Annotated in this window: 17 protein-coding genes; 10 read left to right on the top strand and 7 right to left on the bottom strand. The window is 71.4% G+C overall.

The window, feature by feature from the left end:
- Positions 1 to 1,281 precede the first annotated feature (1,281 nt).
- The 7 genes from AC08OX_RS04575 (at position 1,282) to ispH (ending at position 11,397) form a co-directional block, all read left to right on the top strand.
- Positions 1,282 to 2,061: an SDR family NAD(P)-dependent oxidoreductase gene (locus AC08OX_RS04575; RefSeq protein WP_085014068.1), complete on the top strand. Its 780-nt coding sequence runs from the start codon at positions 1,282 to 1,284 to the stop codon at positions 2,059 to 2,061.
- 438 nt (positions 2,062 to 2,499) lie between these two features.
- Positions 2,500 to 3,579, top strand: coding sequence for a squalene synthase HpnC (gene hpnC / locus AC08OX_RS04570; RefSeq protein ID WP_476606661.1), 1,080 nt, complete (start codon positions 2,500 to 2,502; stop codon positions 3,577 to 3,579).
- Positions 3,576 to 4,490 carry a presqualene diphosphate synthase HpnD gene (gene hpnD, locus AC08OX_RS04565; protein ID WP_476606660.1) on the top strand — a complete coding sequence of 305 codons (915 nt, stop codon included), beginning with the start codon at positions 3,576 to 3,578 and terminating at the stop codon, positions 4,488 to 4,490. The genes hpnC and hpnD overlap by 4 nt, the downstream gene beginning before the upstream one ends.
- Entirely contained in the window at positions 4,487 to 6,196 is a 1,710-nt protein-coding gene (gene hpnE, locus AC08OX_RS04560; RefSeq protein WP_476606659.1) for a hydroxysqualene dehydroxylase HpnE, read from the top strand. The genes hpnD and hpnE overlap by 4 nt, the downstream gene beginning before the upstream one ends.
- Positions 6,193 to 7,209: a polyprenyl synthetase family protein gene (locus AC08OX_RS04555; protein WP_476606658.1), complete on the top strand. Its 1,017-nt coding sequence runs from the start codon at positions 6,193 to 6,195 to the stop codon at positions 7,207 to 7,209. Before hpnE ends, AC08OX_RS04555 begins: the two co-directional genes overlap by 4 nt.
- Before the next feature lie 100 nt (positions 7,210 to 7,309).
- Positions 7,310 to 9,520, top strand: a complete 2,211-nt coding sequence (locus AC08OX_RS04550) for a terpene cyclase/mutase family protein (RefSeq protein WP_476606657.1) — start codon at positions 7,310 to 7,312, stop codon at positions 9,518 to 9,520.
- A complete protein-coding gene (gene ispH, locus AC08OX_RS04545; protein ID WP_476606656.1) occupies positions 9,517 to 11,397 on the top strand; it encodes a 4-hydroxy-3-methylbut-2-enyl diphosphate reductase in 1,881 nt (626 codons plus the stop codon). Before AC08OX_RS04550 ends, ispH begins: the two co-directional genes overlap by 4 nt.
- An 86-nt stretch (positions 11,398 to 11,483) precedes the next feature.
- On the opposite strand, the gene AC08OX_RS04540 is transcribed toward ispH, so the two are convergent.
- Entirely contained in the window at positions 11,484 to 11,849 is a 366-nt protein-coding gene (locus AC08OX_RS04540) for a winged helix-turn-helix transcriptional regulator (protein ID WP_476606655.1), read from the bottom strand.
- A 59-nt stretch (positions 11,850 to 11,908) separates the two neighbouring features.
- On the opposite strand from AC08OX_RS04540, the gene AC08OX_RS04535 reads away from it, so the two are divergent.
- Both AC08OX_RS04535 and hpnH read left to right on the top strand, forming a co-directional pair.
- Positions 11,909 to 12,484 carry a PaaI family thioesterase gene (locus tag AC08OX_RS04535; protein ID WP_476606654.1) on the top strand — a complete coding sequence of 192 codons (576 nt, stop codon included), beginning with the start codon at positions 11,909 to 11,911 and terminating at the stop codon, positions 12,482 to 12,484.
- A 313-nt stretch (positions 12,485 to 12,797) separates the two neighbouring features.
- Entirely contained in the window at positions 12,798 to 13,802 is a 1,005-nt protein-coding gene (hpnH, locus tag AC08OX_RS04530) for an adenosyl-hopene transferase HpnH (protein WP_011435280.1), read from the top strand.
- Between the two features lie 195 nt (positions 13,803 to 13,997).
- Here the strand turns inward: hpnH and AC08OX_RS04525 are convergent, their stop codons facing one another.
- Positions 13,998 to 14,675: a TetR/AcrR family transcriptional regulator gene (locus AC08OX_RS04525; protein ID WP_476606653.1), complete on the bottom strand. Its 678-nt coding sequence runs from the start codon at positions 14,673 to 14,675 to the stop codon at positions 13,998 to 14,000.
- A 455-nt stretch (positions 14,676 to 15,130) separates the two neighbouring features.
- On the opposite strand from AC08OX_RS04525, the gene AC08OX_RS04520 reads away from it, so the two are divergent.
- Positions 15,131 to 16,606: a glycosyltransferase gene (locus AC08OX_RS04520; protein ID WP_476606652.1), complete on the top strand. Its 1,476-nt coding sequence runs from the start codon at positions 15,131 to 15,133 to the stop codon at positions 16,604 to 16,606.
- Between the two features lie 232 nt (positions 16,607 to 16,838).
- Here AC08OX_RS04520 and AC08OX_RS04515 read toward each other — a convergent pair whose 3' ends face one another.
- The 5 genes from AC08OX_RS04515 to AC08OX_RS04495 form a co-directional block, all read right to left on the bottom strand.
- Positions 16,839 to 17,687 (bottom strand): urease accessory protein UreD, encoded by an 849-nt coding sequence (locus AC08OX_RS04515; RefSeq protein WP_476606651.1) that lies wholly within the window; start codon positions 17,685 to 17,687, stop codon positions 16,839 to 16,841.
- A 274-nt stretch (positions 17,688 to 17,961) separates the two neighbouring features.
- Positions 17,962 to 18,768 (bottom strand): urease accessory protein UreF, encoded by an 807-nt coding sequence (locus AC08OX_RS04510; protein WP_476606650.1) that lies wholly within the window; start codon positions 18,766 to 18,768, stop codon positions 17,962 to 17,964.
- 145 nt (positions 18,769 to 18,913) lie between these two features.
- Positions 18,914 to 20,641: an urease subunit alpha gene (locus AC08OX_RS04505; protein ID WP_476606649.1), complete on the bottom strand. Its 1,728-nt coding sequence runs from the start codon at positions 20,639 to 20,641 to the stop codon at positions 18,914 to 18,916.
- Complete coding sequence (locus AC08OX_RS04500) at positions 20,638 to 21,018, bottom strand: urease subunit beta (protein ID WP_011435286.1); 381 nt, start codon at positions 21,016 to 21,018, stop codon at positions 20,638 to 20,640. Before AC08OX_RS04500 ends, AC08OX_RS04505 begins: the two co-directional genes overlap by 4 nt.
- Positions 21,015 to 21,317, bottom strand: coding sequence for an urease subunit gamma (locus AC08OX_RS04495; RefSeq protein ID WP_035732629.1), 303 nt, complete (start codon positions 21,315 to 21,317; stop codon positions 21,015 to 21,017). Before AC08OX_RS04495 ends, AC08OX_RS04500 begins: the two co-directional genes overlap by 4 nt.
- Positions 21,318 to 21,570 lie beyond the last annotated feature (253 nt).

Here is a 21,570-nt window from a genome sequence, read left to right as displayed (position 1 = left end):
AGCAGGGGGAGATCGTGGCTGCTGCCCTCGCCGCTCTCGGTGACGATCCCGCTGACTCCGTCTCCGCCGCTGACTCCGGCGGCTGCGGCGCGGTGGGTGATGAGGGGCATGAAAGTGACAGGTCTCCCTCCGGTGCTGACCCGACCGGGTCACGGGATGCTCCGGTCGCCGACGCGGGTCCGGTCGAGACATCCTGCCCGGCGCACGAAGAACGTCCTGCGTGCCGGGAGGCCGCGGCGCCTCACCGGCCTCCCGTGCCGGACCTGGCCTCCGTCCGGTTCCACTGACGACTGTATGCGCCGGACCGTGAGCGATCCGGTGCATCACCCCTTCGTATCCAGCCACCTTCGCGGTTCATGTGCCTCATCTCACTCTTCAGACGTTCGTAGATGGTGGTCCGTCTATTTGGTCGTGGCAAATGCCGCTTTCGCTCTTGTTTGTCTGGGGCGGTAGGGTGGTCGTGTGTGGAGGATGGATCAGCGTTTGGATGATGAGCCTTCCGCCTGTCCGGCGCACGCCGCGGACGGGTCGACACATCTGCCGCCGGAGGTAGGTCTCGGCGGCTTTGCCTCCGTCGCGGCCGGTGATCCTGTGGTGACCGGATCGGACTGACGGGAGGGTGTTGGCGTCGGAGCAGGCCGACCATGACCCTGACGCCGTGTACCGGCATCGAGTCGGCAAGGTGTCGTCGGCGCGTCCTTCCTCCGGAGGCAATGCGGTTGTAAATAGTCCGCAATACCCAGTCGTCGATGTGGAGCCAGTTCGAAGTCCCCGGAAGAAAGTCTCTGAGAGCAGATTCCGAATCGATCGGACCGCTGTCATATCGGGCGACGCCGGGCGGTTGGGATGAGGGAGTGTGATAGGGAGTCCGGAGTCGCGCTAGGCCCCCGCCGTCCGATGTCGCCCATCTGACCATGGACGATCCGGCGACGGGACGGTGGAATGGTGGCAGTCGTGAGCCCGGTGGCGCGGAGTTACCAACGCGCCGCGGATCCGGAGCCCGGCGTTGATGAGATGAGCAGTGGCTGTTCGGATCGGTGCCGCCCGCCAGGGTGGCCGACGCAACGATCCGGCCGGCGAGTTCGTGCCAGCGGACCACACCGAATCACCTTCGGTCGGACCACCTCGCAACGCGGGGCGACGAGTAGGGAAAGTTGTAGGTGACGTGCAACCAGTGCCCGCGGGGGAGAACGGCGTGAGGGGAATGACCGGAAGCGGTGTGTCGTGAGCACCCGGTCTCGCCCCGCTTTCGGTAACGGAGTGTCTACATCTCTCACCGGGCTGGCCCTACGGGCCGGCTCGGTCGTCTCGACCTGGCCGCCCCGGACCGCCGTCATCACGGGAGCATCCAGCGGTATCGGCCGGGAGGCCGCGCTGCTGCTGGCCGCGGACCGATGCCGGTCGCTGCTGGTCGGTCGCAACGGGGCCGCGCTTGACGAGGTGGCCGCGGCGACCGAGGGGCACCGGATCGCGGTCGACCTGTCTAGTCCCGGCTCGGAACTGATGGTCTCCTCCCGGGCGACCGAGCTTCTCGGCGAGGTCGACCTGTTGGTGTGCTCGGCCGGTCTCGGGGCGGCGGGCCCGTTCGAGGTGATGTCCCCGGCCGCGATCGCGGAGCTGGTCACGGTCAACGTGCTGTCGCCGATGATGCTGGTCCGGGCCATGTTGCCGGCCATGCTCGACCGCGGCCAGGGGCGCATCCTGCTGGTGGGCAGCATCGCCGGCGCGCTGGGAGTGCGCGGTGAGGTCGCCTATTCCGCTACCAAGGCCGCTCTGCTCGGTTTCGCCGACGCGTTGCGGTCCGAGGTCGCCGGTCGCGGTGTGACGGTGACCCTGTGTCTACCTGGTGTCGTCGACACACCATTTTTCCACCGCCGTGGCGCGCCCTACGTCCGTCGCTGGCCCCGGCCCATACCGGCCGGGCTTGTCGCGCAGCGCATGCTGGCGGCCACCGGACGCGGCGACGCCGAGATCTGGGTGCCACGCTGGTTACTCGGCGCGGTGCGGGTCCACGGTGCGATCCCGTCGGTCTACCGCAGGCTGGCGGGTGTCTTCGGATGATCCGCGGCGTGGTCTACCCGGCCGCTTCCGGCTCTCCGACCGGCCCTGGGGGTGAGCGACACCGACGATGAGAGTGCTGCGGCCGACGGGCGGCCACCGGCCGCAGGCCGCCCAGGTGGTGCCGCCGGAGCATCATTCCGCCCACGGACCTGTGAGGACCAACCGAAGGGGGCCGGCCAGGCGGAGCTCATCCCGATACCGGCCCAGGGCCGGCCCATCTCCCGCACCGGCCCGCGCTGATCGTGCCCATGACCACCCGGTGCGATCCGCATCCTGATCGCCTCGGCGAGACCCGGGCAGCCACCCCACCGCGGAGCCTTCCGAAGAGCCTTCCGAACCCGGGCTCTGCGGGTACGTCCGCGCCGGTCATGGCACCCGGGGATGCGGGATCCGACCCGACCGCGTCCGTAGTGCAGACCGCCATCGAAGGAGAGGCGTATGACAGCCATCGACGCCCGAACCAGCCCATCACGCACGCCTGCCCAGCCGGCCGCGACGGGCCTGGCAACTCCCGCCGAGCAGCTGCTGCGCGCCGCCCCGGCGGAGAACTTCCCGGTCTCGCCGTTCGTTCTGCCTGCGGCGGTTCGTTTCCACTTCAACGCGTTGTACGCCTTCAGCCGGCTCGTCGACAACCTCGGCGACGAGGCGACCGGCGACCGGCTCGCCCTGCTCGACCGGTTGTCGGCGGACCTCGAGGTGATCTGGACAGGCGGGCAGCCGGAGCTGCCGGTCCTGCGCCTGCTCGCGCGGACCGTGCGGGACTGTGACCTGCCCGCCGAACCGTTCCAGCGTCTCGTCGAGGCCAACCGGCAGGACCAGCGGGTCACCCGTTACGAGACCTTCGACGACCTGGTCCGCTACTGCACGCTCTCGGCCGATCCGATCGGACGGATGGTGCTGGGCGTCTTCGGGCTGGCGACCCCCGACCGGGTCGTGCTGTCGGACCGGGTGTGCACCGCCTTGCAGCTCGCCGAGCACTGGCAGGACGTGGCCGAGGACCTCGCCGCCGGCCGGATCTACCTGCCGCTGGAGGATCTGGACACCTTCGGGGTGACCGAGGCCGATCTGCGGGCTTCCGTCGCGAGTCCGGCCGTGCGCCATCTGATGGCCTTCGAGGTTGCTCGGGCCCGTACGGTGATCGACCAGGGTGCTCCCCTGGTGTCGATGGTGCCCGGGCGGCTGCGGCTGGCCCTGGCCGGTTTCGTGGGCGGGGGCCGGGCGGCGTTGGACGCGATCCGGCGCGCCGGCTACGACGTGCTCGGTGGGCCACCGAAGGCGACGAAGCCACGGGTCGCCGAGTTCGCGCTGGCGGCGCTGGCCCGGTCGCTGGCTCCCGGAGCGTCGGCGGTGGCGCACACGGCGGCCGCCGTCGCCACCGCGACCAGCGCGGCCGGGGCCTGGCCGGGTTCCGGTTCCGGTTCCGGTTCCACAGCCCACGGCGGCACCGCCGCGACGAGTACCCAGGCCGGCGTCCCCGCCGCACAGTCCGTTCTTCCGGAGATGGGTGAGGTTCGATGAGTACCGCGGCGCAGTTCCCCGCGGGCCGGCCGACCGTGGCGGAGGCGTATGCCGCCTGCGAGGCCGTGACCAAGGAGGCGGCACGCAACTTCTCCTACGGCATCCGCCTGCTGCCGGCCGAGAAGCGGGGGGCGCTGAGCGCCGTCTACGCGCTCGCCCGCCGCCTCGACGACATCGGCGACGGCGATCTTCCCGAGGAGGCGAAGTTCGCCGGGCTGGCGCAGGTCCGCGCGGAGGTCGAGGAGCTGGGGACGAACAGCTCCGATGATCCGGTCTTCGTCGCCCTCGCCGACGCCGCCCGCCGGTTCCCGATCCCGTTGGAGGCGTTCATCGAACTCGCCGACGGGGTCGAGAGTGACGTGCGCGGCACCACCTACGACACGTTCGACGATCTTGTCGGCTACTGCCGCCTGGTCGCCGGGACGATCGGGCGTCTCTCGCTCGGCATCTTTGGCAGCGAGCGGGCCACCTCCCACCGCGACGCCTCGGGGGTCGCGGACGCCCTCGGGGTCGCACTCCAGCAGACGAACATCCTCCGGGACGTGCGCGAGGACCTGCTCGGCGGCCGGATCTACCTGCCGCGCCAGGAGCTGAAGGCCGCCGGCGTCGAACTCGAGGTGGACGCGACCGGTCGCCTCGGCGGCCCCCCCGACGCGCTCATCGCGTACCTGCGGACGTCGGCGCGGCGAGCGGAGGAGTGGTATGGGCGTGGGCTCGTCCTGCTCGACCTGCTCGACCGGCGCAGCGCGGCCTGTTGTGGAGCGATGGCCGGCATCTACCTGCGGCTCAACCGGCGGATCAAGACCGATCCGTCCGCGGTGCTCGATCGCCGGCTGGCGCTGCCCGGCTGGGAGAAGGCGGTCGTCGCCGCCCGCAGCCTCGCGGGGCGGCCCGAGATGAGGGCGGCATGACCACGGGTGGCGGTGCGGACGTCGCGCCGGCACGGGGGACGCGGCCCGCCGGGCGGACGGACGAACGCCCGCATCTCGCCGTCGTCGGCGGCGGGCTCGCGGGTATGGCCGCGGCGCTGCTGGCCGTGGACAGCGGGGCCCGCGTGACCCTGCTGGAGGCGCGTCCCCGCCTCGGCGGGGCGACGACGTCGTTCCGGCGCGGGCAGCTGTGGATCGACACCGGCCAGCATGTGTTCATGCGGTGCTGCACGGCCTACCGTGGGCTGCTGCAGCGACTCGGCGTCGAACACCTGACCACCTTGCAGTCCCGGCTGGACGTGCCGGTGCTGCTCGGCGACTCGTTGACCCGGACCCGGCTGCGCCGGACGAGGGTCCCGCTGCCGGCGCCACTGCACCTGGCCCCGGCGTTGCTGGGATACCAGGCGCTGCCGATCGCCGAACGGCTGCGGGCCGGGCTCGCGGCGTTTCAGCTCGGGCGGCTCGACCAGCGCTCCCCGGCGGTGGACGAGCAGTCGTTCGGCACCTGGTTGTCCACCCACGGCCAGGGCCCCGCGGCGACGAAGGCGTTGTGGGAACTGCTGACGGTCGCGACGCTGAACGTGCCCGCCGCCGGCGCATCCCTCGGCCTCGCAGCCAAGGTCGTGCGGACCGGTCTGCTGGAAGGCGCCGCCGCCGGTGACCTCGGCTGGGCCGAGGTCCCCCTGTCCCGACTGCACGGCGACGCGGCGATGGAGGCGCTCACCGCGGCCGGCGCCGACGTGCGCACCGGGGTGAAGGTCCGGTCCATCACCGCCGCGGGCAGCGGATGGGAGCTGGCCGTCACCGCGGGCGGGACCGGTCGCGGCGCGGCGGTGCCCGGCACCGACGACCGCGGCGTGCTGCGGGCGGACGCGGTCGTGCTCGCGGTGCCGCCGCCCGCCGCCGCGTCCCTTCTGCCGGCCGGCGCCGAACCCGAGGCGGCCCGGCTGCGTGAGCTCGGCGAATCGCCGATCATCAACGTGCACATGATCTATCCTCGACCGGTGATCGACGGCCCGTTCCTGGCCGTGGTCGACTCGCCTATTCAATGGATCTTCGATCGCACGGTCTCCTCCGGGCTCGCCGCCGCCGGCCCGCCCGGTGCCCAGTACCTGGCGCTATCGCAGTCCGCGGCGGAGCCATGGGTCGATCGTCCGGCGAACGAGCTGCGGACCCTGTTCGTCGAGGAGATGGCCCGGCTGTTCCCGGCCGCGCGGGCGGCCGGGCCGCTGGAGGTTTTCGTCACTCGGGAACGTACGGCGACCTTCCGGCAGGTGCCCGGTTCGCTCGCGTTGCGTCCGGGCGCGTCGACCGGCCTGACCGGCTTCGCCCTGGCCGGGACCTGGACCGACACCGGATGGCCGGCAACCATGGAGTCGGCCGTGCGTAGCGGACTCACTGCTGTCCGTGAGAACCTGGCCGGTATGGGGGTCGACGTCAACGAGCCACGCGGGCCGGGCCTGCAGGCCCGAAGGACGGACGGACGGCTCCCCGAGCAGGTGGGTGAGTCGGTACCGGTAGGCACTGAATCGGTGAGCGCACCGGGCGGCGGCGCCACGGCCGCGCAGGTGCGGGATCCACAGGATCCACGAGGGGACAACGCGGTTCCCGCCGGATCGGCGGCGGTCGTCCGGCCGCTTCCGTCCGGCCAGCCAAGGCACACATCCACAGGGGGATTCCCGGTATGACCATGACGGTTCCGGATGCGATCGAGCGTGGGCGGACCCTCACCGTGCCTGCCTTGCGCGCCACGGTGGATCGGCTCCACCCACGACTTCGTCACGTCGTCGCCTACCACCGCGGCTGGGTCGACGCCGAGGGCGCGCCACTGTCCGGCGGCGGGGGCAAGCTGGTACGCCCGGCGCTGGCGCTGCTGTCGGCGCAGGCCGCCGGCGCCCCGGCGGAGACCGGGCTGCCGGCAGCGGTCGCCGTTGAGCTGGTGCACGACTTCTCGCTGCTGCACGACGATCTTATGGACGGCGACACCGAGCGCCGCCACCGGCCCACGGCCTGGACGATCTTCGGTGCCGACGGCGCGATCCTCGCCGGGGACGCGCTGCTCGGCCTCGCGACCCAGGTTCTGCTGGAGGTCGAGGGGGAGCCCGGCCGTCGTGCGGCGCTGATCCTGGGCGCGGGCGTCCAGGACCTCGTCCGTGGCCAGGCCGAGGACCTGATGTTCGAGAAACGGTCGGACGTCAGCGTCGCCGAGACGCTGCACATGGAGGACGGCAAGACCGGCGCTCTGCTGGCCTGCTCGGCCTCCCTCGGCGCCGTGCTCGCCGGGGCCGGTGACGACATGGTCAACGCCCTCGCCGAGTACGGCTCCCGGCTCGGCACCGCGTTCCAGCTCATCGACGACCTGCTTGGTATCTGGGGTGATCCCTCGGTGACCGGCAAGCCGGTGTTGTCGGACCTGCGTTCCCGCAAGAAGTCGGTGCCGGTCGTGGTGGCCCTGGAGGCCGGCGGAGCCGAGGCCGAGGAGCTGCGGGCGTTCCTCACCGGCACCGGGGAGTCCACCGAGGCGGAGCTGACGCACATCGCGGACCTGATCGAGCGGGCCGGCGGGCGGGACTGGACCACCGCCGAGGCCGACGGCCAGCTGAAGGCCTGCGAGAACGTGCTCCGCTCGCTGTCGATGCCCGCCGAGATCGAGGCGGAACTGCTGGCCCTCGCGCGCTTCGTGACCGAACGAGACCGCTGAGGAGACGACAGGTGAGTGCAGTCGCCGTTCCCGCCCGGCCCGGCGATCAGCACGTTGATCGTCTTCATGACCATCGCATGTACGACGAGGGGAGTCGTCGATGAGCCTGACCTCGGACCCGTCCCCGGCTGCTCCAAAGGCCGCGAAGAGCTCGAAGCGCGTTAACATTCCCGCGCCCGCCACGCCCGACGCTTACGGGATCTCCCGGTCCTCGCCACCGCTGTCCGGCGGTGGTGTGCCCGGCGGTGGCGCGGCGACCGCCGACGGCACCCCGCCCACGACGCAGACCCTGGTCGATCCGGACCTGGCCGCGGCGATGACCGCGGCCAACCAGGCTCGGGACCACCTCCTCGGGCTGCAGTCCGAGGAGGGCTGGTGGAAGGGCGACCTCGAGACGAACGTCACGATCGACGCCGAACACCTGTTCATGAAGCAGTTCCTCGGCATCCGCACCGAGGAGGAGACCGAGCCGATCGCCCGGTGGGTGCGGTCCCAGCAACTCGCGGACGGCGGCTGGGCCACGTACTACGGCGGACCCGCCGAGCTGTCCACCACGGTCGAGGCGTACATCGCCCTGCGTCTGGCCGGTGACGAGCCCGACGCCCCGCACATGGCGGCGGCGGCCGCGCTCATCCGCTCCCAGGGCGGGGTGGCGGCCGCCCGGGTGTTCACCCGCATCTGGCTGGCGACCTTCGGCGAGTGGTCCTGGGACGACGTGCCCGTCCTGCCGCCGGAACTGATCTTCCTGCCGTCCTGGTTCCCGCTGAACGTCTACGACTTCGGCTGTTGGGCCCGCCAGACGATCGTCGCGTTGACGATCGTCGGGTCGCTCCGGCCCGTGCGCGACCTCGGCTTCAGCATCGACGAGATCAAGGTCGCGGCACCCGTGACGCCGCCGAAGCCGGCCCCGCTGCACAGCTGGGAAGGCGCCTTCGAGCGGTTGGACGCGATCCTGCACCGCTATGAGCGCCGGCCGATCAAGGTGCTGCGCACCCTGGCGCTGCGCCGGGCCACCGAGTGGGTCGTCGCCCGCCAGGAGGCCGACGGGTGCTGGGGGGGCATCCAGCCGCCGTGGATCTACTCCGTCATGGCGCTGCATCTCATGGGATACCCCCTCAACCACCCGGTGATCGCCACAGCGTTCCGGGGAATGGAACGCTACATCATCCGGCGCGAGACCCCGGAGGGGCCGACCGCCCAGATCGAGGCATGCCAGTCGCCGGTCTGGGACACCGCGCTCGCGGTGGTCGCGCTCTCGGACGCCGGCGTCCCCGCCGACCATCCCGCGATGGTGCGGGCCGGCCGCTGGCTGGTCGACGAAGAGGTCAGGGTGGCCGGGGACTGGGCGGTCCGCCGTCCGGCGCTCGCCCCTGGCGGCTGGGCGTTCGAGTTCGACAACGACTTCTACCCGGATACCGACGACACCGCCGAGGTCGTGTTGGCGCTGCGTCGCCTGCTCGGTGGCAGCCATGTCACCCCGGGCGGCAGCGTCACCCCGGGCGGCAGCGTCACCCCGGGCGGCAGCGCCGAGCTCTCGCCGGCCGCGCGTGACCGCGCCTCCCGCGGCCTCGCGGCGGTCGACCCGCAGCTGGCCGGGGCGATGCGCGCGGCCGCGGCCCGTGGGGTCGACTGGAGCGTCGGCATGCGGTCGTCGGACGGGGCCTGGGGTGCCTTCGACGCCGACAACGTGCGGACGCTGACAGCGAAGATCCCGTTCTGCGACTTCGGCGAGGTGGTCGACCCGCCGTCGGCGGACGTCACCGCCCACATTGTGGAGATGCTGGCCGACCTCGGCCGTTCCGACCACCCGATCACCCGGCGGGCGGTGCAGTGGCTGCTGGACAACCAGGAACCGGGCGGCTCCTGGTTCGGCCGGTGGGGGATCAACCACGTCTACGGCACCGGCGCCGTGGTTCCGGCGCTGATCGCCGCCGGCGTTCCCGCCGACCACCCGGCGATCACAGCCGCGGTGCGCTGGCTGCTGGAGCACCAGTCGCCCGACGGTGGATGGGGTGAGGACCCACGCTCCTACGACGATCCGGCCTGGATCGGTCGGGGTGAGCTCACCGCCTCGCAGACCGCCTGGGCCCTGCTCGCGCTGCTGGCTGTCGACCCGCACAGCAAGGCCGTCAAACGGGGAGTGCGCTGGCTGTGCGAGACCCAGCGGCCGGATGGGACCTGGGACGAGCCCCAGTTCACCGGAACCGGTTTCCCCGGTGACTTCTACCTCAACTACCACCTGTACCGGCTGGTCTTCCCGCTGACCGCGCTTGGTCGGTACGTGACCCTCACCGGGGTGGCCACGCCATGAACATCTTCGCATCCGCGGCCGGCTGCGACGGGAACGCCGGGGGCGCAGGGGACGTCGGGGACGGCGCGTCCGTCGGGGGCGCAGGGGACGTCGGGGACGGCGTGTCGGTCGGGGGCGCAGGAGACGCCGGGGACGGCGTGTCCGCCGCCACGACGAGCGCGGCTCAGACGGCCGTCGCCGCGGCCGCGGGTGCCGGGATCAGGGCCGTTCCGGCCTCCCCCACCGAGATCCCGGCGCAGGAGTCGTCGTCGCCGTCCCTGCCGTCGGCCGCGCTCCCGGCGTCGGTCCACCGGCCGGCCGCGGCGGTCGTTCCGGAGCAGGAGCCAACCCCCGTGCGCGGTCGGGCGCGGCTGGTCGTCGCGGCGGCCCTGCGGGTCGAGGCAATGGCCGCCGGTCGGTCAGGCCTCAGCGCGGACACCGTCATCGTGCGCACCGGCATGGGTCCGGAACGGGCGCGCAGGGCCGCCCGGCTGGTGCGCGACACAGGCCCGGACGCCGTCGCCCTCGTCGGTCTCTCCGGGGGACTGGCTGCCGGGATCGAGCCCGGTGACGTCGTCGTGGCCAGCGAGATCCGCAACGCCGACGGCACCGTCGCCGGCCGTTGCGCGGCCGCGCCCCTGCTGGCCGGCGACCTGCGCAGGCTCGGGCTCACCGTGCACGTCGGCCCGATCGTCACCGTGCCGCGGCTCGTCGGCGGCACGGCCCGCGCGGAACTCGCCGCGACCGGGGCCCTTGCCGTCGACATGGAGTCCGCGGAGCTGGCGGCGGGAGTCGGCGACGTGCCGTTCGCCGCCGTCCGCGTCATCGTCGACACGGCGGCGCAGCCGCTGGGACGTATCGACCTGGCCCGCCGCGGAATCCGTGGTCTGCGCACGATGCGTCCGCTCGGGCGCCCCATCGAGGCGTGGGCCGCCGCGGTCGGCCGTCGCCAGGTTCTGCTCGCCGAGCCGCGGGCGTTCTGCGCCGGCGTCGAACGGGCGATCGAGGTCGTCGAGCGCGCCCTGGAGATCTACGGCGCGCCGGTCTACGTCCGTAAGCAGATCGTGCACAACGCCCACGTGGTAGCCGACCTGGCCAGCCGTGGAGCGATCTTCGTCGAGGAGCTCGACGAGGTGCCCGGCGGCTCGACGGTCGTCTTCTCCGCACACGGAGTGGCCCCGGCCGTCTGGGACCAGGCGGGCGAGCGCGGCCTGTCCGTTATCGACGCCACCTGTCCGCTGGTGGAGAAGGTGCACACCGAGGCCCGCCGGTTCACCGCCCGCGGGGACACTGTGCTGCTCATCGGCCATTCCGGCCACGAGGAGGTGGACGGAACCCTCGGCGAGGCGCCCGGCCGCATCACGCTGGTCGAGTCCTCGGCCGACGTCGGCTCCCTCGACGTTCCCGATCCCGAGCGCGTTACCTACCTCATGCAGACCACGCTGGCCCTGGACGAGGCCGCGGAGGTCGTCGACGCGTTGACGGAGCGGTTCCCGGCGATCGTCGGGCCGGGCTCCACCGATATCTGCTACGCGACCTCGAACCGGCAGAACGCGGTCCGCAAGGTTGCCGAGGAGGCCCAGCTCGTCCTCGTCGTCGGCTCGGCCAACAGCGCGAACTCCGTGCGGCTCGTCGAGGTGAGCAGGCGCGACGGCGTCGAGGCGCATCTGGTCGGGGACGTCGGGGACGTGCATCTGTCCTGGCTTGCCGGCGTGGACACGATCGGCATCTCGGCCGGCGCCTCGGCCCCGCCGTCCCTCGTCGACGAGCTCCTGACCGCGTTGTCGGGTCTCGGCGCAACGGACGTCTCGGTGCGTTCCGTCGGCACCGAGACGCTCGCCTTCCACCTGCCCAAGGAACTGCGCCAACCGGCCCCGGCGCCCGTTCCAGGGCCATAGTGCGCCCGGCTCCCGGGCGGTCCCGAGGTGCGGCTCGGCGAGGGCGAAGCCGGTGGCGTCGCCCGGGCGGCACGGTGGGGTTCGGTTCAGCCGGATGCGGCGCCGCGATCGGCCGCGGGCGGCCGGGTCGGTGCGGCGTGCCGCTCACCCCACCGGCGCAGGGCCAGCAGGACCGGTGCCAGGTCCCGGCCGGCGGACGTCAGCCGGTACTCGTGCCGGGACCGAGCGCCCGCCTCCTGGTACGGCTGACGCTCCAGCACCCCCGCGCGCTCCAGCGCCCGCAGCCGCTCGGCCAGCACGGCTCGGGGCGCCCCGGTGCCGGCCCGGATGCCCTCGAAGCGGTGGACCCCCAGCGTGATCTCCCGGATGACCAGCAGGGACCAGCGCTCACCCACGACCTCCAGCGTCCGCGCGATCGGACAGGCCTGCGGGCCGTCGGACGATTCCTGCATCGGTGCATCCTACCGATACTGGGTACGTATCCTGAATGCAGCCGGTCTAGGCTGCGGGCATGACCACGACTGAGCCCGAATCCGCGCGGCCCGAATCCGCCTCAGGCCACCTGCACGACCCGGCTGCCTGGGGCGAGCCGCGGAGCAAGACGATCACCTGGCACGACCCGCTGCCGGTCGCCGCGGCGGCGGCGTCGCTGAGCGGGTTGGAGTTCCTGTCCGCGATGCGTGACGGGCGCATTCCGCCGCCCCCGATCTCCCGCCTGTTCGACTTCCGGCCGGTCGAGGTCGCGCCGGGAGACGTTGTCTTCACCTGTCTGCCGGACGAGTCGGCCTACAACCCGATCGGCCTCGTCCACGGTGGCCTGGTCTGCACGATCCTGGACACTGCGACTGCCTGCGCGGTGCACTCCACGCTGGCGGCCGCGGTGGCGTATACCTCCATCGAGATCAAGGTTAATTACCTGCGGCCGGTACGCGTCGTCGTCGGCCGGCCGAGCCGGCTCACCGCGCACGGCTGGGTGACCAGGCCGGGACGGCGGGTGGCTTTCGCCGAGGGAGACGTCCGGGATGACGAGGGCAAGGTCGTGGCCACTGCCAGCAGCACCTGTCTGATCATGGGTGAGGCGGCCTGATCCCATGGCCTGATTCCGCGGCCTGATTCCGCGGCCTGGCCGGAGACCCGACCCGATGCTCGGCCGGGCCGGATGCGACCACGGGCACGTCGTCGGGCTGCTGGCCCGACATCGTCCGTGGACTGTCCCGAACCCGTGTCCGCGCTGTCCCGGCCTTGTCTTCCCGGTGTCCGCAACTCGGCGGGGTCGGCTAACGGACACCCTTGTGGGGCAGTTCATCGGACGATCCACATGCAGTCTGTACGTACACGCTGTATGGTCAATACAGAGATCATCGCTCATCCACTGGTGACCTAACGAGAGGGGGCCAGCCGTGGCGGTCGAGTGGCGGTACCAGCTCCGGATTGGGACCTACCTGGCGAAGCAGAAGCTGCTTCGTCGCAAGCACTTCCCGCTCGTACTGGAGCTGGAGCCGCTGTTTGCCTGCAACCTGTCCTGCACTGGATGTGGCAAGATCCAGCATCCGGCGTCCGTGCTCAAGCAGCGGATGAGCGTCGACGACGCCTTGGCCGCGGTGGAGGAATGCGGCGCTCCGGTGGTCGCGATCGCGGGCGGCGAGCCGCTGATGCACCCGCAGATCCACGAGATCGTGAACCAGCTGGTCAAGCGCAAGAAGTTCGTGATCCTCTGCACGAACGGGCTGCTGCTCCAGAAGAAGCTCAAGAACTTCACCCCGTCGCCGTACTTCACCTTCGTCCTGCACATCGACGGTCTGCGTGAGCGGCACGACGCGGTGGTGGAGAAGGAGGGCACGTTCGACGAGTGCGTCCGTGCCTTCCACGCGGCGAAGGCCGCGGGCTTCCGGGTCGGGTCCAACTCGACGTTCTTCAACAACGACAGCCCGCAGGACGTCATCGACATCCTGACGTTCCTCAACGACGATCTCAAGGTCGACCAGATCCAGCTCTCACCCGGCTATGCCTACGAGAAGGCACCCGACCAGGAGCACTTCCTGGGGGTCCAGGAGACCCGCGAGATGTTCTCGAAGGTCTTCGCGGACGGCCGGCGCAAGAAGTTCCGGCTCAACCACTCGCCGGTCTTCCTGGACTTCCTGGAGGGTAAGAGGGAGCTCAGCTGCACCGCGTGGGGCATCCCGAGCTACTCGCTCTTCGGCTGGCAGAAGCCCTGCTACCTGATGAGCGACGGGTACGTCTCGTCCTACAAGGAGCTCGTCGAGACCACCGACTGGGACGCCTACGGTCGTGGCAAGGACCCGCGGTGCGCGAACTGCATGGCGCACTGCGGCTATGAGACCTCCGCGGTGCTGGCCACCATGGGTTCCCTCAAGGAGTCCATCCGAGCGGCCCGCAGCGTCTGAGCTGGCCCATCGTGGTCTGAGTCGGCTCACGGCGCCACCGTCACCGTCAGGTGACGTCGTCCGGCACGGCAGGTCGCCGCCCCGACCGGGTTCACCCGGTCGGGGCGGTCGTCGTCTGTGCCGCCCCGCCTCGCGTCGGCGGGAGCAGGGCCGGCGGGAGCAGGGTTTCGCTGGCGTTGACGACGCCAGTCGGCCTTAGCCGGCGGTCCCGCGGGAGCCGGCGCCGCCGTCGGCACTGACCGGCGGCTGCTCGGCGAGATCGCCACCGCGGCCGAGCCCGCGCAGCAGCCGGTCGAGCACGGTGCCGACCTCGAGGCGGGCGGTGTCCGGGTCCGCGGCGCCGGCGGTGTAGATGCTCGCCTCCGACAGCAGGGCAGCGACCAGCCTGGTCAGCGGGACCACTGGCAGCGGGTCGATGCGGTCCTCGGCCATCGCGCGCTCCAGCCACTCCGAGAGCAGCCGGTAGCCGTGCTTCTCAACGAGCGTATCCCAGGCGTCGTTGCCCAGCACGGCCGGACCGTCGACGAGGACAATGCGCTGGAAGTCGCTGTCCGCGGTGGAGATGTCGAGCAGGGACTGGAACCCGGACCGGAGCTGCGTCCAGGCGTCGCTGGGAAGCTCCGCGTCCCGAGCAAGTTCACCGGCGACGAGCTGTTCGGCCACCTCCGTCGCGACCTGTTCCATCACGGTGCGAAACAGCGCGGCCTTGTCGCGGAAGTGGTGATAAAGCGCGCCGCGGGTGACCTGCGCGTCGGCGACGATCTCCTCGGTGCCGGTGGAGGCGAACCCCTGTTCGGCGAACCGACGGCGGGCGGCGGAGATCAGGGCCTGACGGGTGTCAGCCGTCTGCTCGGTACGACGGCTTCGTGTCACCCCTTGATTATGGTGTAGCCGAGGCCGTTGTACCCACTACTGTCCCGGCACGAGCGGGCCTGGTCGTGACGAAGCTGCTCCGATGCACCCGCAACCGCCGACGGACGCCGATCCGTGGCTGTTGCCTCGCCCCCTCGCCAGCCGTTCGTCGCGCATCGCCGATCACTTTTCGTTTTCAACTGGTCGCAACCGGGTATCTCCGATCACTCCTGTCGATCGTGAGGTTACGGGAGGTGCTCATTGTTGCCGCGGGGCGTGGTGGGCACCATCGTCGATGCTCATGTCGGCTACCCCGCCGCCGGCCGGAGGCCTGGGATTTCATGGTGGCGCGGCAGGAAAGTTTCGGGGGGGAGATCTCCGTACCGGCTCGGCCAGACCGGGACGGAAGCCTTGTAACCCCGCATTACCCGGGGCGCCCGCACGCCCTTGAGGGGCCCGTGGCAGTATCACTTTCTGTGACAGTGCTGCTGTGGGTCGCCGTTGCCTCTCTGCTCGCCTGGCTCTACCTGACCGTCGGCCATGGGTTCTTCTGGCGGACCGATCAGCGCCTGCCATCCCGGCAGGCGCCGACCGCTTGGCCCAGTGTGGCGATCGTCGTGCCGGCTCGGGACGAGGCCGACGTGCTTTCCGTGACGCTTCCGACGCTGCTTGCCCAGGACTATCCCGGTCCTGTCCAGCTGATCCTGGTGGACGACGGTTCCACCGACGGGACCACGGAGGTTGCCCGGGACCTGGCGGAACAGGCCGCCGCGCGTGGTGAGACCAACGTGACGCCGGCCATGACCACATCCACCGAACCCCCCACTGGCTGGACCGGGAAGCTGTGGGCGCTGCGGCGGGGCATCGAGTGCGCTGGCGACGTCGACTTCCTGCTCCTCACCGACGCGGACATCTCCCACCGCCCGGGATCGCTGACCGCGCTCGTCGAGTCGGCGACCTCCCAGAAGCTGGACATGGTGTCGCAGATGGCCGTGCTACGGGTGCAGACCGGCTGGGAGCGTCTGATCGTCCCGGCCTTCGTGCACTTCTTCGCGATGCTGTACCCGTTCCGGTGGTCGAACCGGCCGGGTTCGCGGGTGGCCGCCGCGGCAGGCGGATGCTCCCTGATCCGCCGGGAGGCCCTTGCGGCGGCCGGTGGACTGGCGGAGGTGCGCGGCGCCGTCATCGACGACGTGGCGATCGCGCGGATCATCAAGCGCTCGGGTGGGCGGACGTGGCTCGGACTCGCCGAGCAGGTCCACAGCCAGCGCCCGTATCCGCGGCTCGCGGATCTGTGGAAGATGGTGTCCCGCAGCGCCTATGCGCAGTTGCGGCACTCCCCGTCGCTGCTGGTCGGGACCGTGTTGGGGCTGAGCCTGGTCTTTGTCATCCCAGTGGTCGCGACCATCGTGGGCATCGTGACCGGCGACGTCGCCACGGCTCTCGTCGGTGGGATCGCTTGGTTGATCATGACTGTCACCTATCTGCCGATGACCCGCTACTATTGTCAGCCGCTGCCGCTGGCCCTGCTGCTCCCCGGAGTGGCCGTGCTGTACCTCGCGATGACGGTGGACTCGGCGCGGCTCAAGCGGGCCGGGCGGGGAGCGGCCTGGAAGGGACGTACCTACCAGGATCACGGTGCCCCGGCCGCCACCCCCGAGTATCCGAATGGCCCGGGTGAACGGCGTGAGGGTTCGGTGGCCGGGCCGCCCGACTCCGCCGGCTCATCGGCCTCCGCCGGCTCATCGGCTTCGCCATCCGCCTCGTCCACGGTGCCCGCAACACCCCTGGTGATGGCGACAGCCTCGGCGGTCCCCGCGCCGGCCGTGGCCCCGGCTTCCCCCACGCCTACGTCCACACCGACGCCCACCCCTACGCGGTGGCCCGTCACGGCATCGTCATCGGTCTCGCCGCCGGTCCGGGGCGGATCGACCGATCAGCCCCGGACCTAGCCGGTGGTCCCGAGGTAGGACGGGGTGCCGTGGCCGAGTCGGTAGAGGGCGGTGGCTGGGAACGCTCCGTCGCGTGAGCGAGTCATCCATCCCGGCCGGGACAGTCGAACAGGACCGGTTGGCGGTCGGCCTCACCATCCGCGACAGTCAGATCGTCGCCCTGCTGGGTCGGCCTCCGGCCTGGACCGACAGTAACCGCCGGGCCCGCGCCGAACAGGCGGTCGCGCTTGTTCTATCGGCTCCACGGCACCGCCGCCCGCGCCTGACTGGGCGTCCGAGTCAGACCGTGGCAGGAGCCGGCCCTCGTTCCAGGCGATGTCGGAGAGTAACTGCATTCTCGGCGAGGGCGGAGATGAGATAACCCGGACCAGCCAGGGGAAGCAGCGCCACTCCGTCCGCGACGGCCGCCTGCGCGCCGGATTCCGCCCTCTTTGCCGGCACGGATTCCCGCCGGGCTGCCGGAGAGCCCACCGGATCGGGCCCCGCGACGAGGAGCGACCCGACGGCACGAGCCGAGCCGAGGAGGGCTGGTCCGGCCAGGCTGGGGACCGAGGACGAGATCCTGGCGCAGCAGGGGGGTCGGTTCGGATGGCGGATCCACCTCCGCATGGGCGTCCATGTCCACGTCCACCCGCAGGGTGCTACGTATCGATCCGGTCGTCTCCCCGAATCGGCCCAGCACGATCTCCTCGCGCAGCCGTAGCCAGGCCGTGGTCGCCAGGTGCACATCGGTCACCAGGAGATGGTCCGAGCCCCGCGCCGCGACGGTCGGCTCCGGCGCGAAGTCCAGCGCGCCACCCGGGGCCACCCGTGCCGACACGGTGAAGCGGGACGGCCCGGGCCCGTGACCGGGCAGGGCCATCGTCGCGGCCACCGAACGCACCACCAGGCGCGCCCCGCTGCCGACGGAGATGTCGAGTCCCAGATCATCACCCGCCAGCGGTCCGGCGGCCGCGTTGACCAGGTGAACCGTCGCGGTCGGCAGCGCGTCCGCGGACAGCGCGGGCACCGTAGACGAGGCCCTGGTCCGACCAGGGGATGCTCCGGTCTGGCGCAGGACGATCGGCACGTCGGAGCGCAACTCGATGAGCCTCGCCGTGCCGTCCGGAGCCGATTCGACCCGGATGACGGTCCGTGCCCGTGCGGCCCGTTCGGGCGGCCGTGACGAGGGGGCCCTCCGGCCCGGCCGCGACCCCGCCCAGGATGACCCCCCGTCTCATGGCTGCCATGGTGCCAGCCGGGGGCGACGGGATCGGCCGGCGCCCGCGGGTCCACCCGGCGCCGCGCGATCGCGATCGGCCGAGTAGCCGACGGGCCGGGTCTGGGACCGATGACGACGAGTCGGCGGGCACCGGTCAGGACGTGAACATCCGTAGCGCCGTGGTGCGGTGCCGTTCGGCCAGGAGATCGAGGCGGATACCGGTGACGGCGGGCAGCAGCCGGGGCGGGCGTCGGGAAGCCTCCGCGCCGGCCAGCGCGATCGCCTCGACCTCGTCGGCGAGCCGGGCGAGCACGGCGGTGACGGCCAAGGGGTCCAGCCCCATCAGGCGGGTCGCGGCGGTCGCGGGTCCGGTGACCGTGGTGTGGGCGGCGACCAGGGCGGCGTCCGAGGGACGCAGGCCCGCGCCCGCGGCGACCATGCCTAATGCGCACGGGTGGTGCGGTGCACGTGGACCGGGCGGCACGGGCCAGGCGGCCCGGCCCGCTCGCAGCAGCGTGCGTCCCTGAGCCCGGCTCGCGTCGCGTTGGGCGGGGGAGGGTATCCGGGCGTCAAGCTCGGCGTCCAAGGTGGCGATGGTGGCGGGTGTGGCGGGTGTGGCGATGGTGGCGGGTGTGACGGATGCGGTGGGGACGTGGTCGGCGTGTGGCGCCCGCGTCGCGGGACCCGGCTGCGTGCCGGCCCGGCAGGCCGCGGCCGCGAAGGCCGCGGCGACCAGGCCGGTCGTGGTGAGCCGTCCGACGAGGAAGGCCGCCAGATCGGACAGGTTCGCCAGACTCCCGTCCGTCACCGCTGCTTCAACACCGCCCGAGTGGGCGTGACCTCCCGTGGGCATCCGGCCGTCCGCGAGGACCAGCAGCGTCGCCCGCCGTCCGGATCGCCCGGTCGGACCAGCCACGTCCTCGATCCCGCCGTCCCGTGCGGTATCGCCCTCAATCGTCACCGTAGCCGCTCCCGGCGTTAGTCCGTATCCGAACCGCTGTGGCGTTTACATTCATCGGGCCCGGAAAATTCATCGGACCTGGAAGCCTCTGGATACGCAGTGACAGCCGCGGTAAGAACCGTCGGAACACTCAGAATCAGAACATTCAGAACAGGAAGTAGCGCTGGGTCATCGGAAGTTCGCTCACCGGATCCGCCTCGATCGCCTCACCGTCCACCGTGACGGTGAACGTGTCGGGGTCCACCCGGATGTCCGGTGTCGCGGTGTTCTCGGGAAGATCCGCCTTGCCGCGGCGGCGCACATCCGCGACCGGCACCACCGGGGTGGCGAGCCCCAGCCGTCCGGGCAGCCCGTCCTCGATCGCCGCCGGGGCAACGAAGATCAACGACGACGCGGCGGCCGGACCACGGGCGGCTCCCCACATCGGCCGGGGCAGCACCGGCTGCGGGGTCGGGATGGAGGCGTTCGCATCGCCCATCGCGGCCCAGGCGATGAACCCGCCCTTGAGGACCAGCGACGGCCGCACCCCGAAGAACGCCGGGTCATACAGCACCAGGTCGGCGAGCTTGCCGGGTTCCACCGAGCCGATCTCCGCGTCCAGGCCGTGCGCCACCGCCGGGCAGATCGTGTACTTGGCGATGTAGCGCCGGGCCCGGGTGTTGTCGGCCCGATCGTCGCCGGCCAGGGACCCGCGCCGGAGCTTCATCACATGCGCGGTCTGCCAGGTACGCAGGACGACCTCGCCGATCCGGCCCATCGCCTGCGAGTCCGAACCGATCATCGAGATCGCGCCCAGGTCGTGCAGGATGTCCTCGGCTGCGATCGTCGACGGCCGGATCCGGCTCTCGGCGAAGGCCAAGTCCTCGGGCACGCTGGGGTTGAGATGGTGACAGACCATCAGCATGTCGAGGTGCTCGTCGAGGGTGTTGACGGTGTGCGGGCGGGTCGGATTCGTCGATGACGGCAGCACGTTGCCGGCGGCCGCGACCGTGATGATGTCCGGGGCATGCCCGCCGCCGGCCCCCTCGGTGTGGTAGGCATGGATCGCCCGGCCGGCGATGGCGGCCAGCGTGTCCTCGACGAAGCCGGCCTCGTTCAGGGTGTCGGAGTGCAGCGCAACCTGGACGCCGGCGGCGTCGGCGACCCGCAGGCAGGCGTCGATTGCGGCCGGCGTCGTCCCCCAGTCCTCGTGCAGCTTGAAGCCGGCCGCCCCGGCTCGCAGCTGTTCCCACATCGACTCGTCGCTGACCGTGTTGCTCTTGCCGAGTAGGACAACGTTGACCGGCCAGTCGTCCAGCGCGGACAGCATCCGCGCCAGGTTCCAGGATCCGGGCGTCACCGTCGTCGCCTTCGTGCCCTCGGCCGGGCCGGTGCCGCCGCCGATCAGCGTGGTGATGCCGGCGCCCAGCGCCTCCGGAACCTGCTGCGGGCAGATCAGATGGACGTGGCAGTCCACCGCGCCGGCGGTGAGGATCTTCCCGTTACCGGCGATGATCTCGGTGCCGGGCCCCATCACCAGCTCGGGATGGACGCCGTCCATTGTGTCCGGGTTGCCGGCCTTACCCAGCGCGACGATCCGGCCGTCGCGGATCCCCACGTCGGCCTTGACCACACCCCAGTGGTCGAGAACGACGGCGCCGGTGATGACGAGGTCGGGCGCACCCTCGGCGCGGGTTGCCAGGGACTGCCCCATCGACTCACGGATGACCTTGCCGCCCCCGAAGACGGCCTCGTCACCGGTCCCGGTGCCCGCCGGCCCGCGGCTGCGGTCCTCCGTCACCTCGATGAACAGGTCGGTGTCCGCGAGCCGGATACGGTCGCCGACCGTGGGGCCGTACAGGGCCGCGTAGCGGGAGCGGTCGAGTCGGCTCACGAACCCTCTCCCTGAAAGCCCGATATATCCTCAATCGTCGCGGTGTCCGCAATCCGGGTGCCGCTCGCGGCGTCCAACGGGCCGGCCGATTCCGGTCGCAGGCCCGGCACGACCCGGGCGCCGGCCAGCGGCACCAGTTCGATCTCGCGTTCCACGCCGGGTTCGAAGCGGACCGCGGTGCCGGCGGGCACCGCGAGCCGGTGGCCCCAGGCACTCGCCCGGTCGAAGTCGAGAGCGGGGTTCGCCGCGGCGAAGTGGTAGTGCGAGCCGACCTGCACCGGCCGGTCGCCCATGTTACGGACCAGCACCGTGCGTACCGGGCGTCCGGCGTTGATCTCGACGGGATCGTCGCCGGTCAGGATCTCCCCGGGGATCACGGGATCGGCCGGTGGACGGTGACCAGCTTGGTGCCGTCCGGGAAGGTGGCTTCGACCTGCACCTCGCCGAGCATCTCCGGCACGCCCTCCATGACGTCGTCCCGGGTGAGCACGGTTCGCCCGGCGCTCATCAGGTCCGCGACGCCGCGACCGTCCCGCGCGCCCTCCAGCAGGAACGAGGTGATGATCGCGGTCGCTTCGGGATGGTTCAGCCGCAGCCCACGGGCTCGCCGTTCACGGGCGAGCCCGGCCGCCACATGGATCAGCAGTCGTTCCTGTTCATGGGGGCTCAGCAGCACGAATGCGAAGCCTAGCAGGTCGGGGAATGCCGCCGGCCTGGTTCGGTTCGGCGCGGTCCACGACACGCCGGCGAAGCTCCGGCCCAGATGCTCGTCGGACATATCGGGGCGCAATGTGACGGTCAGGTGAACGGCGACGCTCTCGTAGCTCAAGAAAAGTTTCGTCCAGGTTTCTGTCCCGACATTGCCGGGGACGCCGCGGGAGTGTGGTTCCGTCAACAGTAAGAATGGAGTTACTGGTAATTCACCCGGG

This window comes from Frankia sp. CoBUL1, assembly GCF_978021245.1.
This window is presented reverse-complemented; position numbering and strand designations above follow the sequence as displayed.